The 16,630-nt window shown below is 71.0% G+C and carries 13 protein-coding genes; 7 read left to right on the top strand and 6 right to left on the bottom strand.

The window, feature by feature from the left end; translation table 11 throughout:
• Positions 1-20: 20 nt before the first annotated feature.
• The 4 genes from C7H73_RS12530 to C7H73_RS12545 all read right to left on the bottom strand — a co-directional run bounded on the left by C7H73_RS12530 (position 21) and on the right by C7H73_RS12545 (position 4,604).
• Positions 21-941, bottom strand: a complete 921-nt coding sequence (locus C7H73_RS12530) for an ABC transporter permease (protein WP_106846955.1) — start codon at positions 939-941, stop codon at positions 21-23.
• Positions 941-2,017, bottom strand: a complete 1,077-nt coding sequence (locus C7H73_RS12535; protein WP_106847664.1) for an ABC transporter permease — start codon at positions 2,015-2,017, stop codon at positions 941-943. Before C7H73_RS12535 ends, C7H73_RS12530 begins: the two co-directional genes overlap by 1 nt.
• Positions 2,004-3,590: an ABC transporter ATP-binding protein gene (locus C7H73_RS12540; protein ID WP_106846956.1), complete on the bottom strand. Its 1,587-nt coding sequence runs from the start codon at positions 3,588-3,590 to the stop codon at positions 2,004-2,006. The genes C7H73_RS12535 and C7H73_RS12540 overlap by 14 nt, the downstream gene beginning before the upstream one ends.
• Before the next feature lie 81 nt (positions 3,591-3,671).
• A complete protein-coding gene (locus C7H73_RS12545) occupies positions 3,672-4,604 on the bottom strand; it encodes a LysR family transcriptional regulator (RefSeq protein ID WP_106846957.1) in 933 nt (310 codons plus the stop codon).
• 187 nt (positions 4,605-4,791) lie between these two features.
• On the opposite strand from C7H73_RS12545, the gene xdhA reads away from it, so the two are divergent.
• Together xdhA and xdhB are read left to right on the top strand one after the other, a co-directional pair.
• Positions 4,792-6,303, top strand: a complete 1,512-nt coding sequence (xdhA, locus tag C7H73_RS12550; protein ID WP_106846958.1) for a xanthine dehydrogenase small subunit — start codon at positions 4,792-4,794, stop codon at positions 6,301-6,303.
• Entirely contained in the window at positions 6,300-8,720 is a 2,421-nt protein-coding gene (gene xdhB / locus C7H73_RS12555; protein ID WP_106846959.1) for a xanthine dehydrogenase molybdopterin binding subunit, read from the top strand. Before xdhA ends, xdhB begins: the two co-directional genes overlap by 4 nt.
• An 89-nt stretch (positions 8,721-8,809) precedes the next feature.
• Here the strand turns inward: xdhB and C7H73_RS12560 are convergent, their stop codons facing one another.
• A complete protein-coding gene (locus C7H73_RS12560; protein ID WP_106846960.1) occupies positions 8,810-11,059 on the bottom strand; it encodes a sensor domain-containing diguanylate cyclase in 2,250 nt (749 codons plus the stop codon).
• A gap of 227 nt (positions 11,060-11,286) precedes the next feature.
• Positions 11,287-11,910, bottom strand: a complete 624-nt coding sequence (locus tag C7H73_RS12565) for a Crp/Fnr family transcriptional regulator (protein WP_106846961.1) — start codon at positions 11,908-11,910, stop codon at positions 11,287-11,289.
• A 149-nt stretch (positions 11,911-12,059) separates the two neighbouring features.
• On the opposite strand from C7H73_RS12565, the gene C7H73_RS12570 reads away from it, so the two are divergent.
• From C7H73_RS12570 to C7H73_RS12590, 5 genes are all read left to right on the top strand, one after another.
• Complete coding sequence (locus tag C7H73_RS12570; protein WP_106846962.1) at positions 12,060-13,079, top strand: porin; 1,020 nt, start codon at positions 12,060-12,062, stop codon at positions 13,077-13,079.
• A 150-nt stretch (positions 13,080-13,229) separates the two neighbouring features.
• The gene (locus tag C7H73_RS12575; RefSeq protein ID WP_106846963.1) at positions 13,230-13,667 is read left to right on the top strand and encodes an HIT family protein; all 438 of its coding nucleotides are present in this window, start codon (positions 13,230-13,232) and stop codon (positions 13,665-13,667) included.
• A 52-nt stretch (positions 13,668-13,719) separates the two neighbouring features.
• Positions 13,720-14,700, top strand: coding sequence for a tRNA (adenosine(37)-N6)-dimethylallyltransferase MiaA (miaA, locus tag C7H73_RS12580; RefSeq protein WP_106846964.1), 981 nt, complete (start codon positions 13,720-13,722; stop codon positions 14,698-14,700).
• A complete protein-coding gene (locus tag C7H73_RS12585) occupies positions 14,697-15,392 on the top strand; it encodes an ABC transporter ATP-binding protein (protein ID WP_106846965.1) in 696 nt (231 codons plus the stop codon). The genes miaA and C7H73_RS12585 overlap by 4 nt, the downstream gene beginning before the upstream one ends.
• 17 nt (positions 15,393-15,409) lie before the next feature.
• Entirely contained in the window at positions 15,410-16,606 is a 1,197-nt protein-coding gene (locus C7H73_RS12590; protein WP_106846966.1) for an AAA family ATPase, read from the top strand.
• Positions 16,607-16,630 lie beyond the last annotated feature (24 nt).

Here is a 16,630-nt window from a genome sequence, read left to right on the forward strand (position 1 = left end):
ACGACGGGAAAAGCAGCGCGTCAGCCGCCTGGATGGAAGGGCCGCCCGAGCGAGGCCGGCATGTTCGCACGAATCCACGCCGGGTTGCGGGAGATCAACACCAGCACCACGATCGTCGCCACATAGGGCAGCATGGACAGCAGCTGGCTGGCCACCTGCACGCCCGAGGCCTGCAAATGGAACTGCAGCATGGTCACCCCGCCGAACAGGTAGGCGCCCAGCAGCACCCGCGCCGGCCGCCAGGTGGCAAACGTGGTCAGCGCCAGCGCGATCCAGCCGCGCCCGGCCACCATGCCCTCCACCCACAGGGGCGTATAGACGGTGGAGATGTAGGCCCCAGCCAGCCCGCACAGCGCGCCGCCGGCCGCCACCGCCCCCAGGCGAATGCGCCGCACCGAGTAGCCCAGCGCATGCGCCGACTCGGGCGACTCGCCCACCGAGCGCAGCACCAGCCCCGCGCGCGTGCGGTACAGAAACCACACCATGGCCGCCGCCAGCGCCATGGTCCCGTACACCAGCGGGTGCAACGTGCCGAGCGCGGGGCCGAGCATGGGCAGATCGCTCAGGCCCGGCCAGGCGAACTTGGGTGTGTCGGGCAGCTTGGCCTGCACGTAGCCGATGCCCAGAAAGGCCGAAAAACCCACGCCGAACAGCGACAGCGCCAGCCCCGTGGCGTACTGGTTGGTGTTGAACCAGATGACCAGCACGCCGAACAGCGCCGCCAGCAGCGCCCCGGTGGCCATGCCGGCCACGAAGCCCAGCGTGAAGCTGCCCGTATGCACCACGGTGGCGAACGCCGCCACGGCGGCGCACAGCATCATCCCTTCCGCCCCCAGGTTGACGATGCCGGACTTCTCGTTGATGAGCAGGCCCAGCGAGGCCAGTGCCAGCACGGTGCCGGCGCTGAGCGTGGAGCCCAGCAGCAATGCGTACGATTCCATCAGGCCCGCCCCCCGCGGTTCATGCCGACCCAGCGCACGCGGTAGGCAATGAGCGTGTCGCACGCCAGCAGCGTGAACAGCAGCAGGCCCTGGAACACGCCGGTGAGTGATTTGGGCAGCCCCAGGCGCGACTGCGCCAGCTCGCCGCCGATGTAGAACATGCTCATCAAAATGGCCGACAGCACCATGCCCACCGGGTGCAGCCGCCCCACGAAGGCCACGATGATGGCCGCGAAACCGTAGCCGGCCGGCACGTAGGGCGTCAGCTGCCCGATGGGCCCGGCAACCTCCAGCGCGCCGGCCAGGCCGGCCGTGGCGCCGGAGAGGAGCAGCGCCGTCCACAGCGTGCGGCGCGAGGAAAAGCCCGCGTAGCGCGCCGCCGCCGGGGCCAGGCCGCCCACCTGCAGCGCAAAGCCCGCGCGGGTGCGGAACAAGAACACCCACAGGAGCGCCGCGCTGACGAGCGCCAGCGGCAGCCCGATGGTCACGCGCGAGCCGGCGAACAGCTTCGGGATCTGCGTGGCGCGTTCAAACATGCGCGTCTGCGGAAAGTTGTAGCCCAGCGGGTCCTTCCACGGGCCATAGACCAGGTAGCCCAGCAGCAGCGTGGCCACATAGACCAGCATCAGGCTGACCAGGATCTCGTTGGCGTTGAAGCGGTCGCGCAGGAAGGCCACGATGCCCGCCCAGGCCATGCCGCCCAGCATGCCGGCCCCCAGGATGGCCGGGATGATCCACGGGCCCGTGCCCTTGTCCGCCAGCAGCGCCATGCCTCCCGCTGCCACTGCGCCAATGACGAACTGCCCCTCGGCGCCGATGTTCCAGATGTTGGAGCGAAAGCACACCGCCAGGCCCAGCGCCACCAGCAAGAGCGGCGTGGCCTTCACCGCCAGCTCGCCCAGCCCATAGGCCGATTTGACCGGCTCCCAGAAGAACACCTGCAGGCCGCGCACCGGGTCCTTGCCCAGCAGGGCGAACAGGGCCACGCCGATCAGCACCGTGATGGCCAGCGCCAGCAGGGGCGACGCCCAGGTCCACACCCGCGAGGCCTGCGGCCGCGCCTCAAGCTTGAGCATGGCCACCCTCCTCGCGCTGGCGGCCCAGGTGCTCCTGCACCTCGGCGTGCCACAGCCCGCTCATCCATTCGCCGATGCGCTCCACCGTGGCCTGCTCGCGCGGCACCGAGGGCGACAGCCGCCCCTTGGCCAGCACGTGCAGGCGGTCACAGATCTCGAACAGCTCGTCCAGCTCCTCGCTTACCACCAGCACGGCGCAGCCGGCGTCGCGCAGCTTCAAGATCTCGCCGCGGATCTGCGCGGCCGCGCCCACGTCCACGCCCCAGGTGGGCTGCGAGACGATGAGCAGCTTCGGTCCGGCGTCGATCTCGCGCCCGACGATGAACTTCTGCAGATTGCCGCCCGACAGGGATTTGGCCGGCGCATCCGGCCCGCCCGCCTTGACGTTGAAGCGCGCGATGATGTCCGCGGCCTGGGTCTGCAGCGTGCGCATGCGCAGCCAGCCACCCGCACCCACGGCGTTGCCGCGCGTGAGCAGCAGGTTGTGCGCCAGGCCCATGGTGGGCACGGCGCCGCGGCCCAGGCGTTCCTCGGGCACGAAGTGCAGCCCCAGGGCGCGGCGCTGGCGCGGGGTGAGGCGCGCGGCCGGCCGGCCTGCCACCTCGACCATGGCGGCCGGCGCCCGCGTGTCTTCGCCCGACAGGGCATACAGCAGCTCCCGCTGCCCATTGCCCGAGATGCCGGCGATGCCCACCACCTCCCCGGCGCGCACTTCCAGGTCGATGCTGACCAGCGGCACGCCGAAGGGGTCGCCCGCGGCCAGCGACAGGCCGCGCGTGCACAGCACCACGGCGCCCAGGCGGGACGCGCGATGCTGCAGCGCCGGCGGCTCGGCGCCGATCATCAGGCGCGACAGCGAGGCGTTGGATTCCTGCGAGGGGTCGCACACGCCCGTTACCTTGCCGCCGCGCATCACGGTGCAGGCGTTGCACAGCTCGCGGATCTCGTGCAGCTTGTGGCTGATGTACAGGATGGAGCAGCCCTCGCGGCTGAGCTTGCGCAGCACCACGAACAGCTTGTCCACCGCCTGCGGCGTGAGCACCGAGGTCGGCTCGTCCAGGATCAGCAGCCGCGGGTTGGTCAGCAGCGCCCGGATGATCTCCACGCGCTGCATCTCGCCCACCGACAAGGTGTGCACGGGCCGCAGCGGGTCCACGTCCAGGCCGTACTCGGCGGCTTTGTCGGTGATGCGCCGGGCCACTTCGGCCAGCGCCAGGCGCTTGTCCAGGCCCAGCCAGACGTTCTCGGCCACGGTGAGCGTGTCAAACAGGCTGAAATGCTGGAACACCATGGCGATGCCCAGCTCGCGCGCCTCCTGCGGGTTCTTGACCTGCACGGGACGCCCGTCGAACAGCACGCTGCCCTCGTCGGGCCGCGTGGCGCCGTAGATGATCTTCATCAGCGTGGACTTGCCGGCGCCGTTCTCGCCCAGCACGGCGTGGACCTCGCCCGGCTGCACCGTGAGCGAGACGCCGTCGTTGGCCACCACGGCCGGGTAGCGCTTGGTGATGCCCGTCAATTGCAGCCGCGGCGCCGCAGGGGCGGCCGCGGCCTGAGGGGGGGTGGGATTCATCGGTGCAATTGTCTCCGAAGTTCGGGCATTGTATTTTTTCGTTAAATCGGCACCCAGCGCTTGCCAGGCATGCGCCAGCAGCTATGGTTTTCGTAGCGAAGCAGCCACGTCGCGAATGGCTTCGCGCAGCCAGGCGCCCGCCGCCGAGTGGTGCGTGCGGGCATGCCACAGCTGGTAGTACATCAGCCGCGGAAAGGCCACCGGGCACTCCAGCACGGCCAGCGGCAGCCGCTCGGCGTAGCGCTCGCAAAACTGCCGGCCGGTGGTCAGCACCAGCAGGCTGCCCGCCACCATGGCCGGGATCAGGCTGAAGTGGGCGCAGCGCACCGTCACGTGCCGCGCCAGTCCCAGCGAGTCCAGGTGCGCGTCGATCACCCCGCGCGCGCCAGGGTGGGTGGGCGTGGGCGCGATGTGCTCGGCGGCCAGCCAGTCCTGCTGGCCCCAGCCGCGGCGCACGGCCGGGTGCTCGCGGCTGACCAGGCACACCACCTCGTCGGAAAACAGCCGCCCCAGGTGCAGGTCGCCCGGCGGTTCGGGCCAGTTGCCGATGACCACGTCGGCCTCGCCCTGCGCCAGGTGGGCGTGATAGTGGGCGTCGGCCGACAGCGGCCATATCTCCACCGGGCACAGCGGCGCCTCGGCCTTGATGCGCGCCACCAGCCGGGGCAAGAACAGCGGGTCCAGATAGTCGCTGGCAGCGATGCGAAAGGCCCGGGTGGCGCTGCGCGGCTCGAACCCGCGGGCGTCGGAAAACAGCACCTCGGCCGCCCGCAGGATGCTGGCCGCCGGCTCCACCATGGCCAGCGCCGCATCCGTGGGCTGCATGCTGGCGCCCGAGCGCACCAGCAGCGGGTCGCCCGCCAACTCGCGCAGGCGGCGCAGCGCGCTGGAGACGGCCGGCTGGTGCATGCCCAGGCGCAGGGCGGCACGCGAGACGCTGCGTTCAGTGAGCACGGTGTGCAAGACGCGGATGAGATGAAGGTCGATCTTGTCGAAAAGGGCTGTCTCTCTCATATGCGCTCGGGCATGCAGGCCATGGGCGGCGGCGTATGCGCTGCCGCGCGTGCCGGGCTATGGGGCGGCCGGCGGCGAAACAAAAAAATGGGGTGCGGGCTACTCTACACGCGCCATAGCGCGCCGGGCATCCGGGTTATATGCAGGCCCGTATGCCTTGGCTGCGCGGCAGGCCTACCCTCGGGGGATGACCACGATCCGCCCCCTTCGCTTCATCCGCCGCGGCCAGCGCGTGCAGCTGGACCACGTCGCCCCTGACCGCACCCTGCTGGAGGTGCTGCGCGAAGACCTGGCCGCCACCGGCACCAAGGAGGGCTGCGGCGAAGGCGACTGCGGCGCCTGCACCGTGGTGCTGGGCAGCGCGCAGGAAGGGCAGGTGCGCTACGAAGCCGTGAACGCCTGCATCCGCCTGGCCCACTCCATCGACGGCATGGCGCTGTGGACGGTGGAGGACCTGATGGCGGACCCGCTGATCCAGCCCGAGGCCGGCGCCGGCACCCGTGCCGGCGACCTGCACCCGGTGCAGCAGGCCCTGGTGGACAGCCACGCCACGCAATGCGGGTTTTGCACGCCCGGCTTTGCCATGAGCCTGTTCGGCATGTACCAGAACCACGTCTGCCAGGGCCGCCCCATCACGCGCGAGATGGCGGTGCGCGAGCTGTCGGGCAACCTGTGCCGCTGCACCGGCTACCGCCCCATCCTGGACGCGGCGACCCGCCTGCCCGAGCTGCCGCCCCTGCGCGTGGACGAGCCCGCATTGCTACAAAAACTGGAGCTGCTGGCGCATGATGGACGGGCGCTGGAGGCCGATTCGGCCTATAACGCCCCCGCCACGCTGGCCGACCTGCTGGCCGCCCGCGCCGCCCAGCCGCAGGCCCAGCTCGTCGCTGGCTGCACCGACGTCGGCCTGTGGATTACCAAGGGGCACAAGCGCTTTGCCCAGGTACTGGACGTGACCCGCGCGCAAGAGCTGCGCCAGCTGCACGCGCGGCCGGACGGCGTGCTGACCATCGGCGCCGCCGTCACCCTGACCGACGCCTTTGCCGCGCTGGTGGCGCGCTGGCCGCAGCTGGCGCGCTTTGCCGAGCGCTTCGCCGGCCTGCCGGTGCGCAACTCCGGCACGCTGGGCGGCAACGTGGCCAACGGCTCGCCGATCGGCGACTCCATGCCGCTGCTCATCGCGCTGGGCGCGCAGGTGGAGCTGGCCAGCACCCGCGGCAGCCGCCGCCTGCCCCTGGAAGACCTGTACACCGGCTACCGCACGAGCGTCATGCAGCCGCACGAGCTGCTGGCCTTCATCCACGTGCCCCCGCCCGTGGCCGGCCAGCAGCTGGCGGCCTACAAGGTCTCCAAGCGCTTCGACGACGACATCTCCGCCGTCTGCCTGGTGCTGAACCTGCAGCTGCAGGAGGACGGCACCGTGGCCGCCGCGCGCATCGGCGCCGGCGGCGTGGCGGCCACCCCGGCGCGCGCCCGCGCTGCCGAGGCCGCCCTGGTCGGCCAGCCCTGGAGCCAGGCCGCGGCCGAGCGCGCCGCCGCCGCGCTGCAGGCCGAGTTCAGCCCCATCAGCGACATGCGCGCCAGCGGCGCCTACCGCCGCGCGGTGCTGGGCGCGCTGGTGCAGCGCTTCTGGCGCGAAACGCAAGGCGGGCCGCAGCCCGTCTGTCTCGACCAACTCACCGCGGAGGTGCTGGCATGAAACCGCGTGACGACGCCCTCTTGAGCCGCGACGCCGAGGACGATCCCGTCGCCATCGCCGCCGATGCCGCAGGCGCTGCCGGCGCCATGCCCAAGGCGCCGGCCCCGCCGCGCTCGCCCGTGGCGCACAGCGCCATGGGCCACCCGCACCCGCATGAAAGCGCCCGCGCCCAGGTGGCCGGCAGCGCGCACTACATCGACGACCTGCCCGAGGTGAAGGGCACCCTGTATGCGGCGCCCATCCTGAGCACCGTGGCCCACGGCACCTTGCACGGCGTGGACCCGGCCGAGGCCCTGGCCCTGCCCGGCGTGCGCGGCGTGGTGCTGGCCGCCGACATCCCGGGCGACCCGGTGCTGGCCGCCTTTGCCCATGACGAGCCCATCTTCGCGCAGGGTACGGTGCAGCACGTGGGCCAGGTGATCGGCCTGGTGGTGGCCGACTCCGTCATGGCCGCGCGCCGCGCCGCGCGCAAGGTGCGGCTGGACATCACCCCCCTGCCCGCCGTGCTGACGGTGCAAGGCGCCCTGGCCGCGCACAGCTGGGTGCTGCCGCCCGTGCACGTGCGCCGGGGCGACGCGGCCGGCGCGCTGGCCGCCGCGCCGCACCGCCTGCAGGGCAGTTTCGAGGTGGGCGGGCAGGAGCACTTCTATCTGGAGGGCCAGATCGCCTACGCCCTGCCGCTGGAGCAGGGGCAGTGGTGGATCCACTCCAGCACCCAGCACCCGGGCGAGGTGCAGCACTGGGTGGCGCACGCCTTGGGGCTGGACAGCCACGCCGTGCGCGTGGAGTGCCGGCGCATGGGCGGAGGCTTTGGCGGCAAGGAGACCCAGGCCGGCCACTTGGCCGTGTGGGCGGCGCTGGCGGCGCACAAGTTCGGCCACCCCGTCAAGCTGCGGCTGGACCGCGACGACGACTTCGTCGTCACCGGCAAGCGCCACCCGTTCGCCTATGAGTGGGACGTGGGATTTGAAGGCAGCGGCCGCATCACGGGCCTGCAGCTGATGATGGCCGCCAACTGCGGCTTCAGTGCCGACCTGTCCGGCCCGGTGGCCGACCGGGCAGTGTTCCACTGCGACAACGCCTACTTCCTGGAGCACGTGGACATCACCTCGTACCGCTGCAAGACGAACACGCAGAGCCACACGGCGTTTCGCGGCTTCGGCGGGCCGCAGGGCGTGCTGGCCATCGAGGCCATCCTGGGCGATATCGCCCGGCACCTGGGCCTGGACGCGCTGGACGTGCGCCTGCGCAACCTGTACGGCGTGGGCGAGCGCGACGTGACGCACTACCAGATGCGGGTGGAAGACAACGTCCTGCACGAGCTGCTGCCGCAGCTGGAGCAGTCCGCGCGCTACAGGCAGCGGCAAAAGGCCATCGAGGCCTGGAACGCGCAAAGCCCGGTGCTCAAGCGCGGCCTGGCCATCACCCCCGTCAAGTTCGGCATCAGCTTCACGGCCACGCTGTTCAACCAGGCCGGCGCGCTGGTCAACGTCTATACCGACGGCAGCGTGCAGATCAACCACGGCGGCGCAGAGATGGGCCAGGGCCTGCACACCAAGGTGGCGCAGATCGTGGCCGACGAGCTGGGCGTGCCGCTTTCACGCGTGCTGGTCACCGCCAGCGACACCAGCAAGGTGCCCAACGCCAGCGCAACCGCTGCCTCCAGCGGCACCGACCTGAACGGCCGCGCCGCCCAGTACGCGGCGCGCACCATCCGCGACAACCTGGCGGCCTTCGTCTCCGGGCTGGACCGCTGCGGCGCCGGAGCCGTGCGCTTCGAGGGCGGGCAGGTGTTTTCGCCCAGCAACGTGCGCCGCTGGGAGGACGTGGTCAAGGAGGCGTATGCCAACCGCATCCAGCTGTGGAGCGACGGCTTTTATCGCACGCCCAAGATCCACTACGACAAGACCACCCTCACGGGCCGGCCGTTCTACTACTTCGCCTACGGCGCGGCCTGCACCGAGGTGGCCATCGACACCACCAGCGGCGAAAGCCGCGTGCTGGCCGTGGACATCCTGCACGACGTGGGCCGCAGCATCAACCCGGCCATCGACATCGGCCAGATCGAGGGCGGCTTCATCCAGGGCATGGGCTGGCTGACCACCGAGGAGCTGGTCTGGGACGAGCGCGGCCGCCTGGCCACGCACGCCCCCAGCACCTACAAGATCCCGGCCACGGGCGACGTGCCCAGGCACCTGAAGATCGCGCTGTGGCACGAGGCCAACCGCGAGGACAACGTGGGCGGCAGCAAGGCCGTGGGCGAGCCGCCCTTCATGCTGGCGGTGAGCGTCTATGAGGCACTGCGCAACGCGGTGGCCGCGGGCCGGGGCGACGGGGCCGGCGCCGGCCAGGTCGCCCTCACGGCCCCGGCCACCGCCGAAAACGTGCTGCGCGCGCTGGGGCGGGTGGCGGACTGACCAGCCGATTCGAGCATCAAATCAGGCTGAAACCCTTGTCAGTCAAGCGCCAGCAGCTATATAAATAATAGCAACGACCCTGCCGGGCTTCAGGGTGCCTGGCCCTCGGCCTGCGGCGGGGGCGCCACGCGGCGCACCTCCACCCGGTTGCGCCCGGCGCGCTTGGCCGCATAGCAGGCCATGTCGGCGGCATAGACCAGCGGCGCCACCTCGCACAGGCCAGCCGGCAGCGGCACCAGGCCGATGCTCAGCCCCAGGGTGAAGCTGCGCCCGCCATAGGCCGGCTCCCAGGCCTGCACGGCGGCGCGCAGCTGCTCGGCCACGGCCTGGCCGCGCGCGGGGGTGGCGCCGGGCAGCACCACGGCGAATTCGTCGCCGCCCAGGCGCGCCGCCCAGCCCATCTGGCGCACCTCGGACTCCAGCAGCCGCGCCAGGTGGCGCAGCACGTCGTCGCCGGCGTCGTGGCCGGCCACGTCGTTGATGACGGTGAAGTGGTCCAGGTCCAGGAACAGCAGCACGCCGCTGCCGTCCTCGCCGTACAGCCCGGGCGCGGCGCGCGCAGGCCGCGGGGCGCGGCCGCGCTCGGCCCGGGCCGCCAGCAGGGCCTGCAGGCGCTGCTCGAAGGCGGCGCGGTGCGGCAGCAAGGTCAGGCTGTCGTGATCGCCCTTCCAGTCGGGCTGCTGGCGCGCGTCGCGCGTGGCGGTGCAGTCCTCCAGGACCCACACGGTGCCCCGGTCGGGCTCGCCGGCGTGGATCAGCTGGCCCTGGGCGCGCACCCACAGCACGCCACCGTCGCGGCGCAAGAGCGGCAATTCGCCATCGAAGGCGCCGTGGGCGGCGAACTGCGCGCGCACCTGCCGCGCCATGCTGCCGACCTCGCCGCTGGCCGGCGCCAGCAGGTCCAGCAGGTCGCGCCCGCACAGCTCGGCCGGGGTGTAGTCCAGCAGGCGGCAGGCCTGCAGGCTGACCACCTCCACGCGCTCGGCGCGCGTCACGGCGATGCCCAGGGGCACGTGGGCCAGCACCGCCTGCAGCTGGCGCAGCAGGGCCTGCGAGTCCTGCTCGTGCGCGCGGCGGTGGGCCAGCAGCCGGGCGCACACGCGCACCACGTCGTCCACCTCGCCGGGCGAGCGCGGCCAGGCGGCGCCGCCTTCTGCCGGGGGCGGCGCTGCGGGCAGGCCCGGCTCGGCCTGCAGCAGCTGCATCGCCCGCTGGCGCAGCTGCGCCAGGGGGCGGGCCAGCCAGACCAGCGCCGCCAGCGCCAGCAGGCACATGGCCAGCGTGGCGGCGGCGGCCAGGGCCCAGGCGCGCCGCTGCGCGCCCTGCACCGGCGCCAGCAGCGCCTGCGCATTGGTGACGCGCGCCACCATCCACTGCGGCATGGGCACGCTGGCCAGGCTGACCACGTAGCCCGAGCGCAGCTCGGTCATCTCGTCGCTGCTGCCCAGCGGCTTGCCGCGGCTGCGCCAGCGCTCGTATGCCTCGGCCAGGCCGGGCTCGTCGAGCACGTCGCCCAGCACGCGCTCGGGCTGCGGGTGCGAAAGGATGACCCCGTCGCGCGTGAACACCACCAGCCGTGACTCCGGCCGCGCCGGCAGCGCCAGCGAGTGCGGCAGCAGCCCCTGCGACTGCAGCCGCAGCACTCCGGCCACCGCGCCAATCACCCGGCCCTCGCCGCGCAGCAGGGGCACGGTGAACATGACGCGCGCGTCCTGCCCCGTGGTGCCGATCAGCTCGGACACCAGCGGCTTGCCGTCCACCAGGGTGCGCCGCAGGTGGTCGCGTTCGGCCGGGTCCAGCGCGGAGGCGGCCTCCAGCTGGCCGTAGCGCAGGTTCACGCTCAGCTGCCCGTCCTTGCGCGCGACCTGCATGGCGTCGAAAAAACGCACCGCCGGCAGGCCCTGCTGCAGCAGCCATTCCAGCGATGCGGGCGACTCGAGCATGGACGGCGCGATGCTCTCGGCCAAGGTGGCCAGCACCTTCTGGCTTTGCTCGATCTTGCTGGCCAGCAGCCGGGCCACCAGCTCCACCTCGTCGCCTTGCTGCACCACCAGGCGCTGCATGGCGTCCTGCGCGGCGGCGCGCCAGACCAGCCAGCCGGCCAGGGCGCCGGCCCCCGCCACGGCCAGCACGGCCACCAGCAGCAGCCGGCGCATCAGGGGGCCGGGGAACCAGCCCGACAGGCCGTCGGGCCCGCCGCCGTCCTCGTCCTCCTGCAACTCATCGGCCAGCAGCTCGTCGGTCAGCGGGGGCAGCACGGCGCCGGCCGCAAAACGCTGCGCCGGTGCGCCCGCGGGCAGCGGCGCGTGCAGGGCGGCGGCGTGTTCGGGGGGCGTCATGCGTGCTCCGAAGGGGGAGCACCGGTGCCGATGGCGAAGAAAAAGAAGGGCGTGGCGCGGAACATGGGACGGGGGCTGCTGGCCCGCAGCGTGCCGTGCGGGCGCCGACCAATATACGCAGCGCCCCAGGTCCCTCGTTTGGGGTACAACCCTTGAAGCCGGAGAGGAAAACCCTGTCGGAAAAATCCGACAGGCAGGCACCCGCCCGGGGCGCGCCGGCCGGCCGCTCAGCCGCCGGCCACCAGGCGCAGCGCGCGCGGCTGCGGCAGGTTGAGCACGTTGCCCGTGCCGGCGATCAGCCCGTGCTCGCGCAGCTGGCGCAGCACGCGCGACAGCGTCTCGGGGGCGATGCCCAGCTGCGCGGCGATCAGCCGCTTGCGCTGGTGCAGGGTGACGCGCAGGCCGCCGTCATCGGTGCTGTGCGCGTGGCGCAGCAGCCACTGGGCGCAGCGCGCCTCTGCATCCTGCGCCAGGCGGCTGACGGCCAGCTCGGTCTGGCGGCAGTAGCCGGTGGCCATGTCGCGCAGCAGGATCTGCGCCGACTCGGGCAGCTGCTCCAGGCCGCGGCGAAAGTCCTCCAGCGGCACGCGGCGCAGCTGCACGCGCGTGTCGGCGACGATGTCCACGGCGCTGGGCTGGTCCAGCAGCGCGGTGGCCGCGTCCAGCCAGGAAGGGCCCTCCACCACGCCCAGCTGGTGGCGCATGATGCCCTCCTCGCGCACGCCCATCAGCACGCGGCCGCTGTCCAGGTACAGCACGGAGAACGGTTGCTGGTGGCGCTCGCGCAGCACTTCACCCGCGGCGGCCACCTCGATCTGGGCGGATGGTTCGGAGGACGGGAGGGGCAACATGCAGGCAAATGTGCCGCCCCGGCGCCCCGGGCGCTTTGAGCAATATCAAAAACGCGCGGCACGGCCCGCACGGCCGGCCGCTTCCCCCACAATAGCCGCGGGCCGCAGCGCCCGCACTTTTACAGCCCAGATTCCCAAGGAACCCCACCATGCACCGCAAACTGCTCACGCTGGCCGCGCTCTTGTGCGCGGGCGGCGTTCAAGCGCAAGGCTCTGTCCAGCTCACCGGCCTGGTTGACGTCTATGCCGGCTCGATGAAGGCGCCGGGCGACGCCAGCCGCACCGCGGTGCTGGGCAGCGGCGGCCTGACCACTTCGTGGTTCGGCTTCACCGGCACGGAGGATCTGGGCGGTGGCCTGAAGGCCGGCTTTGCCCTGACCTCCTTCATGCGCGCGGACACGGGCGCGCCCGGCCGCTTCAACGGCGACCCGTTCTTCTCGCGCGACGCCAACGTCAGCCTGTCGGGCGGCTTCGGCACGGTGCGCCTGGGCCGCTGGATGGCGCCCAACTTCCTGCCCTCGGTGCTGGCCAACCCGCTGGGCGACTCGTTCACGTTCTCGCCGCTGATCGTGCACAAGAACGTCGGCATCCGCGATCCGCTGCGCTGGGCGCCCACCACGCCGGCCGACACTGGCTGGAGCAACCAGATCGCCTATTCCACGCCCGACATCGGCGGCTTCAAGGCCAACCTGCAGTACCAGTTCGGCGAGCAGGCGGGCGACAACGGCAAGAAGAACGTCGGCGCCAACTTCTTCTACGCCGGCGGCCCGCTGCTGCTGACCGGCTACTACGAGCGCGTGCAGATCGGCAACCCCGGCCAGGGCGCCTACCTGGGCACCACCAGGAAGGACTGGATGCTGGGCGCCGCCTATGACTTGCAGGCTGCCAAGCCCTACCTGAGCTACGGCCAGGCCGAGGACGAGCAGCTGCCGGGCAAGGCCAGGACGCTGCAGGTCGGCGTGGCGGTGCCGCTGGGCGCGGGCAAGGTGCTGGCCTCGTGGGCCAAGACCGACCTGACGGCCGGCGACGTCAACCGCAAGACGCTGACCGTGGGCTACGACCACCACCTGTCCAAGCGCACCGACGTGTACGCCATGGTCATGAACGACAAGATCACCAACCTGAGCACCGGCAACAGCGTCGGACTGGGCATCCGCCACCGCTTCTGAGCGCCAGCGGGGTTGGAGAAGCCACGCAGCGCAACCCGCCGCGTGGCTTTTGCTTTTGTCCTGGCGCAATAGGGGTCCAAACAGGCCCCAGCGCCCGTCAGGCAAGCGCCAGCAGCTCACCTTTCAATAGCATCAACCAAAAGGACCGCCATGCCCATGTTCGTGGACACCTCGCCGCCCGGCGAGTGCATCTTTTGCCGCCTGGCGGCGCGCGAGATTCCCGCCGCCCTGGTGTTTGAGGACGACCAGACCCTGGCCTTCATGGACATCGGCCAGGTCACCCCCGGCCACGTGCTGGTGGCCACGCGCCGCCATGCCGCCACCCTGACCGACGTGACGCCCGAGGAGGCCGCTGCCGTCATGCAGACCGCGCACCGCGTGGCGCGCGCCGTGCAGGCCGCGTTCGACCCGCCCGGGCTGACGCTGCTGCAGGCCAACGGCGCCGTGGGCGGGCAGACGGTGGGGCACTTTCACATGCACGTGGTGCCGCGCCATGCGGACGACGGCATCGCCCTGACCTGGCCGCGCAAGGAGCCGGGCGCGGCCGTGCTGCAGGACTACGCGGCCCGGCTGCGCGCGGCGCTGTGACGGCCGGCCCGCTTCGCTCCTGCAGCCCCCGCCTTTTGCCGCGCCCAGCCCGATGACCACCACCGCGCCCCTGCCCGCCATGGCCCTGGCCGGCCCCACTGCTTCGGGCAAGACGGCCGGCGCGCTGGCGATTGCCGCCGCGCTGGCGCCGCGCGTGCCGGTGGAGATCATCAGCGTCGATTCGGCCCTGGTCTATCGCGGCATGGACATCGGCACCGCCAAGCCCACGCAGCAAGAGCGGGCCACCGTGCCGCACCACCTGATCGACATCCGCGACCCGCGCGAGGCCTACAGCGCCGCCGAGTTCGTGCAGGACGCCACGCGGCTGATCGCCCAGATCCAGGCCCGCGGCGCGCTGCCGCTGCTGGTGGGCGGCACCATGCTGTACTTCAAGGCGCTGATGGACGGCATCGACGACATGCCGCCAGCCGACCCCGCCGTGCGCGCGCGGCTGGATGCACAGGCCGCCGCCATCGGCTGGCCAGCCATGCACGCCGAGCTGGCCCGCATCGACCCGCCCACGGCCGCGCGGCTGGCCCCCGGCGACAGCCAGCGCATCCAGCGCGCGCTGGAGGTGTGGCACCTGTCGGGCCGTCCGCTGTCGAGCTTTCACACTACAAAAACAATAGCTGCCAGCGCAAGCCCCATCGGCCCTGGAGCCCTTTTTTCTTTGGAACCACAAGACCGCGCCTGGCTGCACACCCGCATTGCCGAGCGCTTCGCCGCCATGCTGGCCGCGGGCTTTCTGGACGAAGTCACGCGCCTGCGCGCACGCGGCGACCTGCACCCCGACCTGCCCAGCATGCGCTGCGTGGGCTACCGCCAGGCATGGCAGTCGCTGGACGGCACCTGCCCCATGGCCAGCCTGGCTGAGCGCGGCATCGCCGCCACGCGCCAGCTGGCCAAGCGGCAGATCACCTGGTTGCGCGGCATGCCGCAGCGCCACGTGATCGCCTGCGACCAGCCAGGCGCCACCCAGGCACTGGTGCAGGCCGTGGGCCAGCACCTGCACAGCAACCGGGCCGGGCCGTGACCGCCCCCGCGCTGCAGGTCAGCCAGCTGGCCAAGCACTACGGCGACGCGACCGTTTTTGCCCATGTCACCTTCAGCGTGGCGCCAGGCGAGTTCGTGGCCATCGTCGGCGACTCGGGCGTGGGCAAGTCCACGCTGCTCAACTGCCTGGCCGGGCTGGACCACTGGGACGCCGGCCGCATCACCCACAGCGCGGTGGACCTGGGGCCGCAGAGCGACACGCAGCGCGCCCTGTGGCGCCGCGCGCACGTGGGCTTCGTGTTCCAGGCCTTCCACGTGCTGCCGCACCTGTCCGTGGCGCAGAACGTGGCGCTGCCGCTGATGCTGCTGGGCCGCGTGGATGAGACGCGCGTCGCCCGCATGCTCGACGCCGTGGGGCTGCTAGGCCTGGGCGAGCGCCTGCCGCAGCAGCTCAGCGGCGGGCAGCTGCAGCGCGTGGCCATTGCCCGGGCGCTTATCCACCGCCCGCCCCTGCTGCTGGCCGACGAGCCCACCGGCAACCTCGACCCCGGCACCGCCGCGCGCGTGATGGACGCGCTGGTGGCCCAGACGCGCGAGCACGGCGCGGCGCTGGTGCTGGTCACGCATTCCGAAGCCGCCGCCGCGCGCGCCGACCGGGTGCTGCACCTGACGGCAGGCGGTATCCGCGATGACAATGCCCGTTCACATGCCGCGCGCACGACGCCCTTGTAGACCGCCCTGGATCCTTCATGCAAATCGAATCGATCGAAATCCGCAACTACCGGCTGTTTCGCCACGTCAAGATGGACCACATCCCGCGCCTGTGCGTACTGGTGGGCGCCAACGGCACGGGCAAGACGACGCTTTTCGATGTCTTCTCGTTCCTCAAGGATGCGCTATCGATGAATGTGGGGAAGGCCGTCTCCAAGCGCGGGGGATACCGCGAGGTGGCCAGCAGAGGTTTCGGCCACGAGCCCATCGAAATCACGCTGCAGTTCCGCATGGACATCACCGGCAAGGAACGGCTGGTGACCTACGCCCTGAAAATTGGCAATGACCGGGACGGACGCCCTATCGTGGAGCGTGAAGTGTTGAGGTACAAGCGTGCCGCCTACGGTGCGCCATACCGGTTTCTGGATTTTTCTTGCGGCAAGGGCTATGCCATTACCAACGAAGAGAATTTCTCCAAACCGGACGAAGAACTTGATCGAGAAGAGCAGGAGCTGGATTCGCCGGACATCCTCGCCATCAAAGGGCTCGGGCAGTTCGACAAATTCAAGGCGGCCAGCGCTTTCCGGTTGATGATCGAAAATTGGCACATCTCCGATTTCCATGTTTCGGAAGCGCGCCCCAGCCAGGAATACGGGGTCGAAGAACACCTTTCCACGCGCGGCGACAACCTCCCGCTGGTAGCGAATTACCTGTTTGAACACCATCGAGACCGTTTTGACCGCGTGCTGGATTCCATGCAGCGCCGCGTGCCTGGTGTCTCCGTGGTTGAGCCCCGTCAGACGGAAGACGGCCGCCTGGTCCTGCGTTTCCAGGACGGCAGCTTCAAGGACCCGTTCATCGCCCGGTACGTGTCGGACGGCACGATCAAGATGTTCGCCTATCTGATTTTGCTGAACGACCCCAAGCCTTACCCCCTGCTGGCCGTCGAGGAGCCGGAAAACCAGCTTTACCCGGACCTGCTGCCAGAGCTGGCCGAAGAGTTCCGGGACTACGCGCGCCGGGGCGGGCAGGTGTTCATCTCCACCCATTCGCCCGACTTCCTCAATGCCGTGGAGCTGCAGGAAATTTACTGCCTGCGCAAGGAAAACGGCTTCACGTCCATCACCAGCGCCCATGCGTCGCCTCATCTGCGCGCGCTGGTGGAGGCGGGGGACTTACCAGGCTACCTGTGGAAGCAAGGCTGGTTCGACCAGTTGCACAGGAACCCAGGCTGATGGGCCGCCTGATCTTCCTGCTAG

The organism is Pulveribacter suum, assembly GCF_003013695.1.
In the GTDB taxonomy this organism is placed as follows: domain Bacteria; phylum Pseudomonadota; class Gammaproteobacteria; order Burkholderiales; family Burkholderiaceae_C; genus Melaminivora; species Melaminivora suum.

Bases quoted from the DNA above. Each gene is read 5' to 3' on its own strand.
- xdhA (WP_106846958.1), top strand. From the start codon at position 4,792: ATGACCACGATCCGCCCCCTTCGCTTCATCCGCCGCGGCCAGCGCGTG.
- C7H73_RS12590 (WP_106846966.1), top strand. From the start codon at position 15,410: ATGCAAATCGAATCGATCGAAATCCGCAACTACCGGCTGTTTCGCCAC.
- C7H73_RS12530 (WP_106846955.1), bottom strand. From the start codon at position 941: ATGGAATCGTACGCATTGCTGCTGGGCTCCACGCTCAGCGCCGGCACC.
- xdhB (WP_106846959.1), top strand. From the start codon at position 6,300: ATGAAACCGCGTGACGACGCCCTCTTGAGCCGCGACGCCGAGGACGAT.
- C7H73_RS12540 (WP_106846956.1), bottom strand. From the start codon at position 3,590: ATGAATCCCACCCCCCCTCAGGCCGCGGCCGCCCCTGCGGCGCCGCGG.
- C7H73_RS12545 (WP_106846957.1), bottom strand. From the start codon at position 4,604: ATGAGAGAGACAGCCCTTTTCGACAAGATCGACCTTCATCTCATCCGC.
- C7H73_RS12570 (WP_106846962.1), top strand. From the start codon at position 12,060: ATGCACCGCAAACTGCTCACGCTGGCCGCGCTCTTGTGCGCGGGCGGC.
- C7H73_RS12560 (WP_106846960.1), bottom strand. From the start codon at position 11,059: ATGACGCCCCCCGAACACGCCGCCGCCCTGCACGCGCCGCTGCCCGCG.
- miaA (WP_106846964.1), top strand. From the start codon at position 13,720: ATGACCACCACCGCGCCCCTGCCCGCCATGGCCCTGGCCGGCCCCACT.
- C7H73_RS12535 (WP_106847664.1), bottom strand. From the start codon at position 2,017: ATGCTCAAGCTTGAGGCGCGGCCGCAGGCCTCGCGGGTGTGGACCTGG.
- C7H73_RS12565 (WP_106846961.1), bottom strand. From the start codon at position 11,910: ATGTTGCCCCTCCCGTCCTCCGAACCATCCGCCCAGATCGAGGTGGCC.
- C7H73_RS12575 (WP_106846963.1), top strand. From the start codon at position 13,230: ATGCCCATGTTCGTGGACACCTCGCCGCCCGGCGAGTGCATCTTTTGC.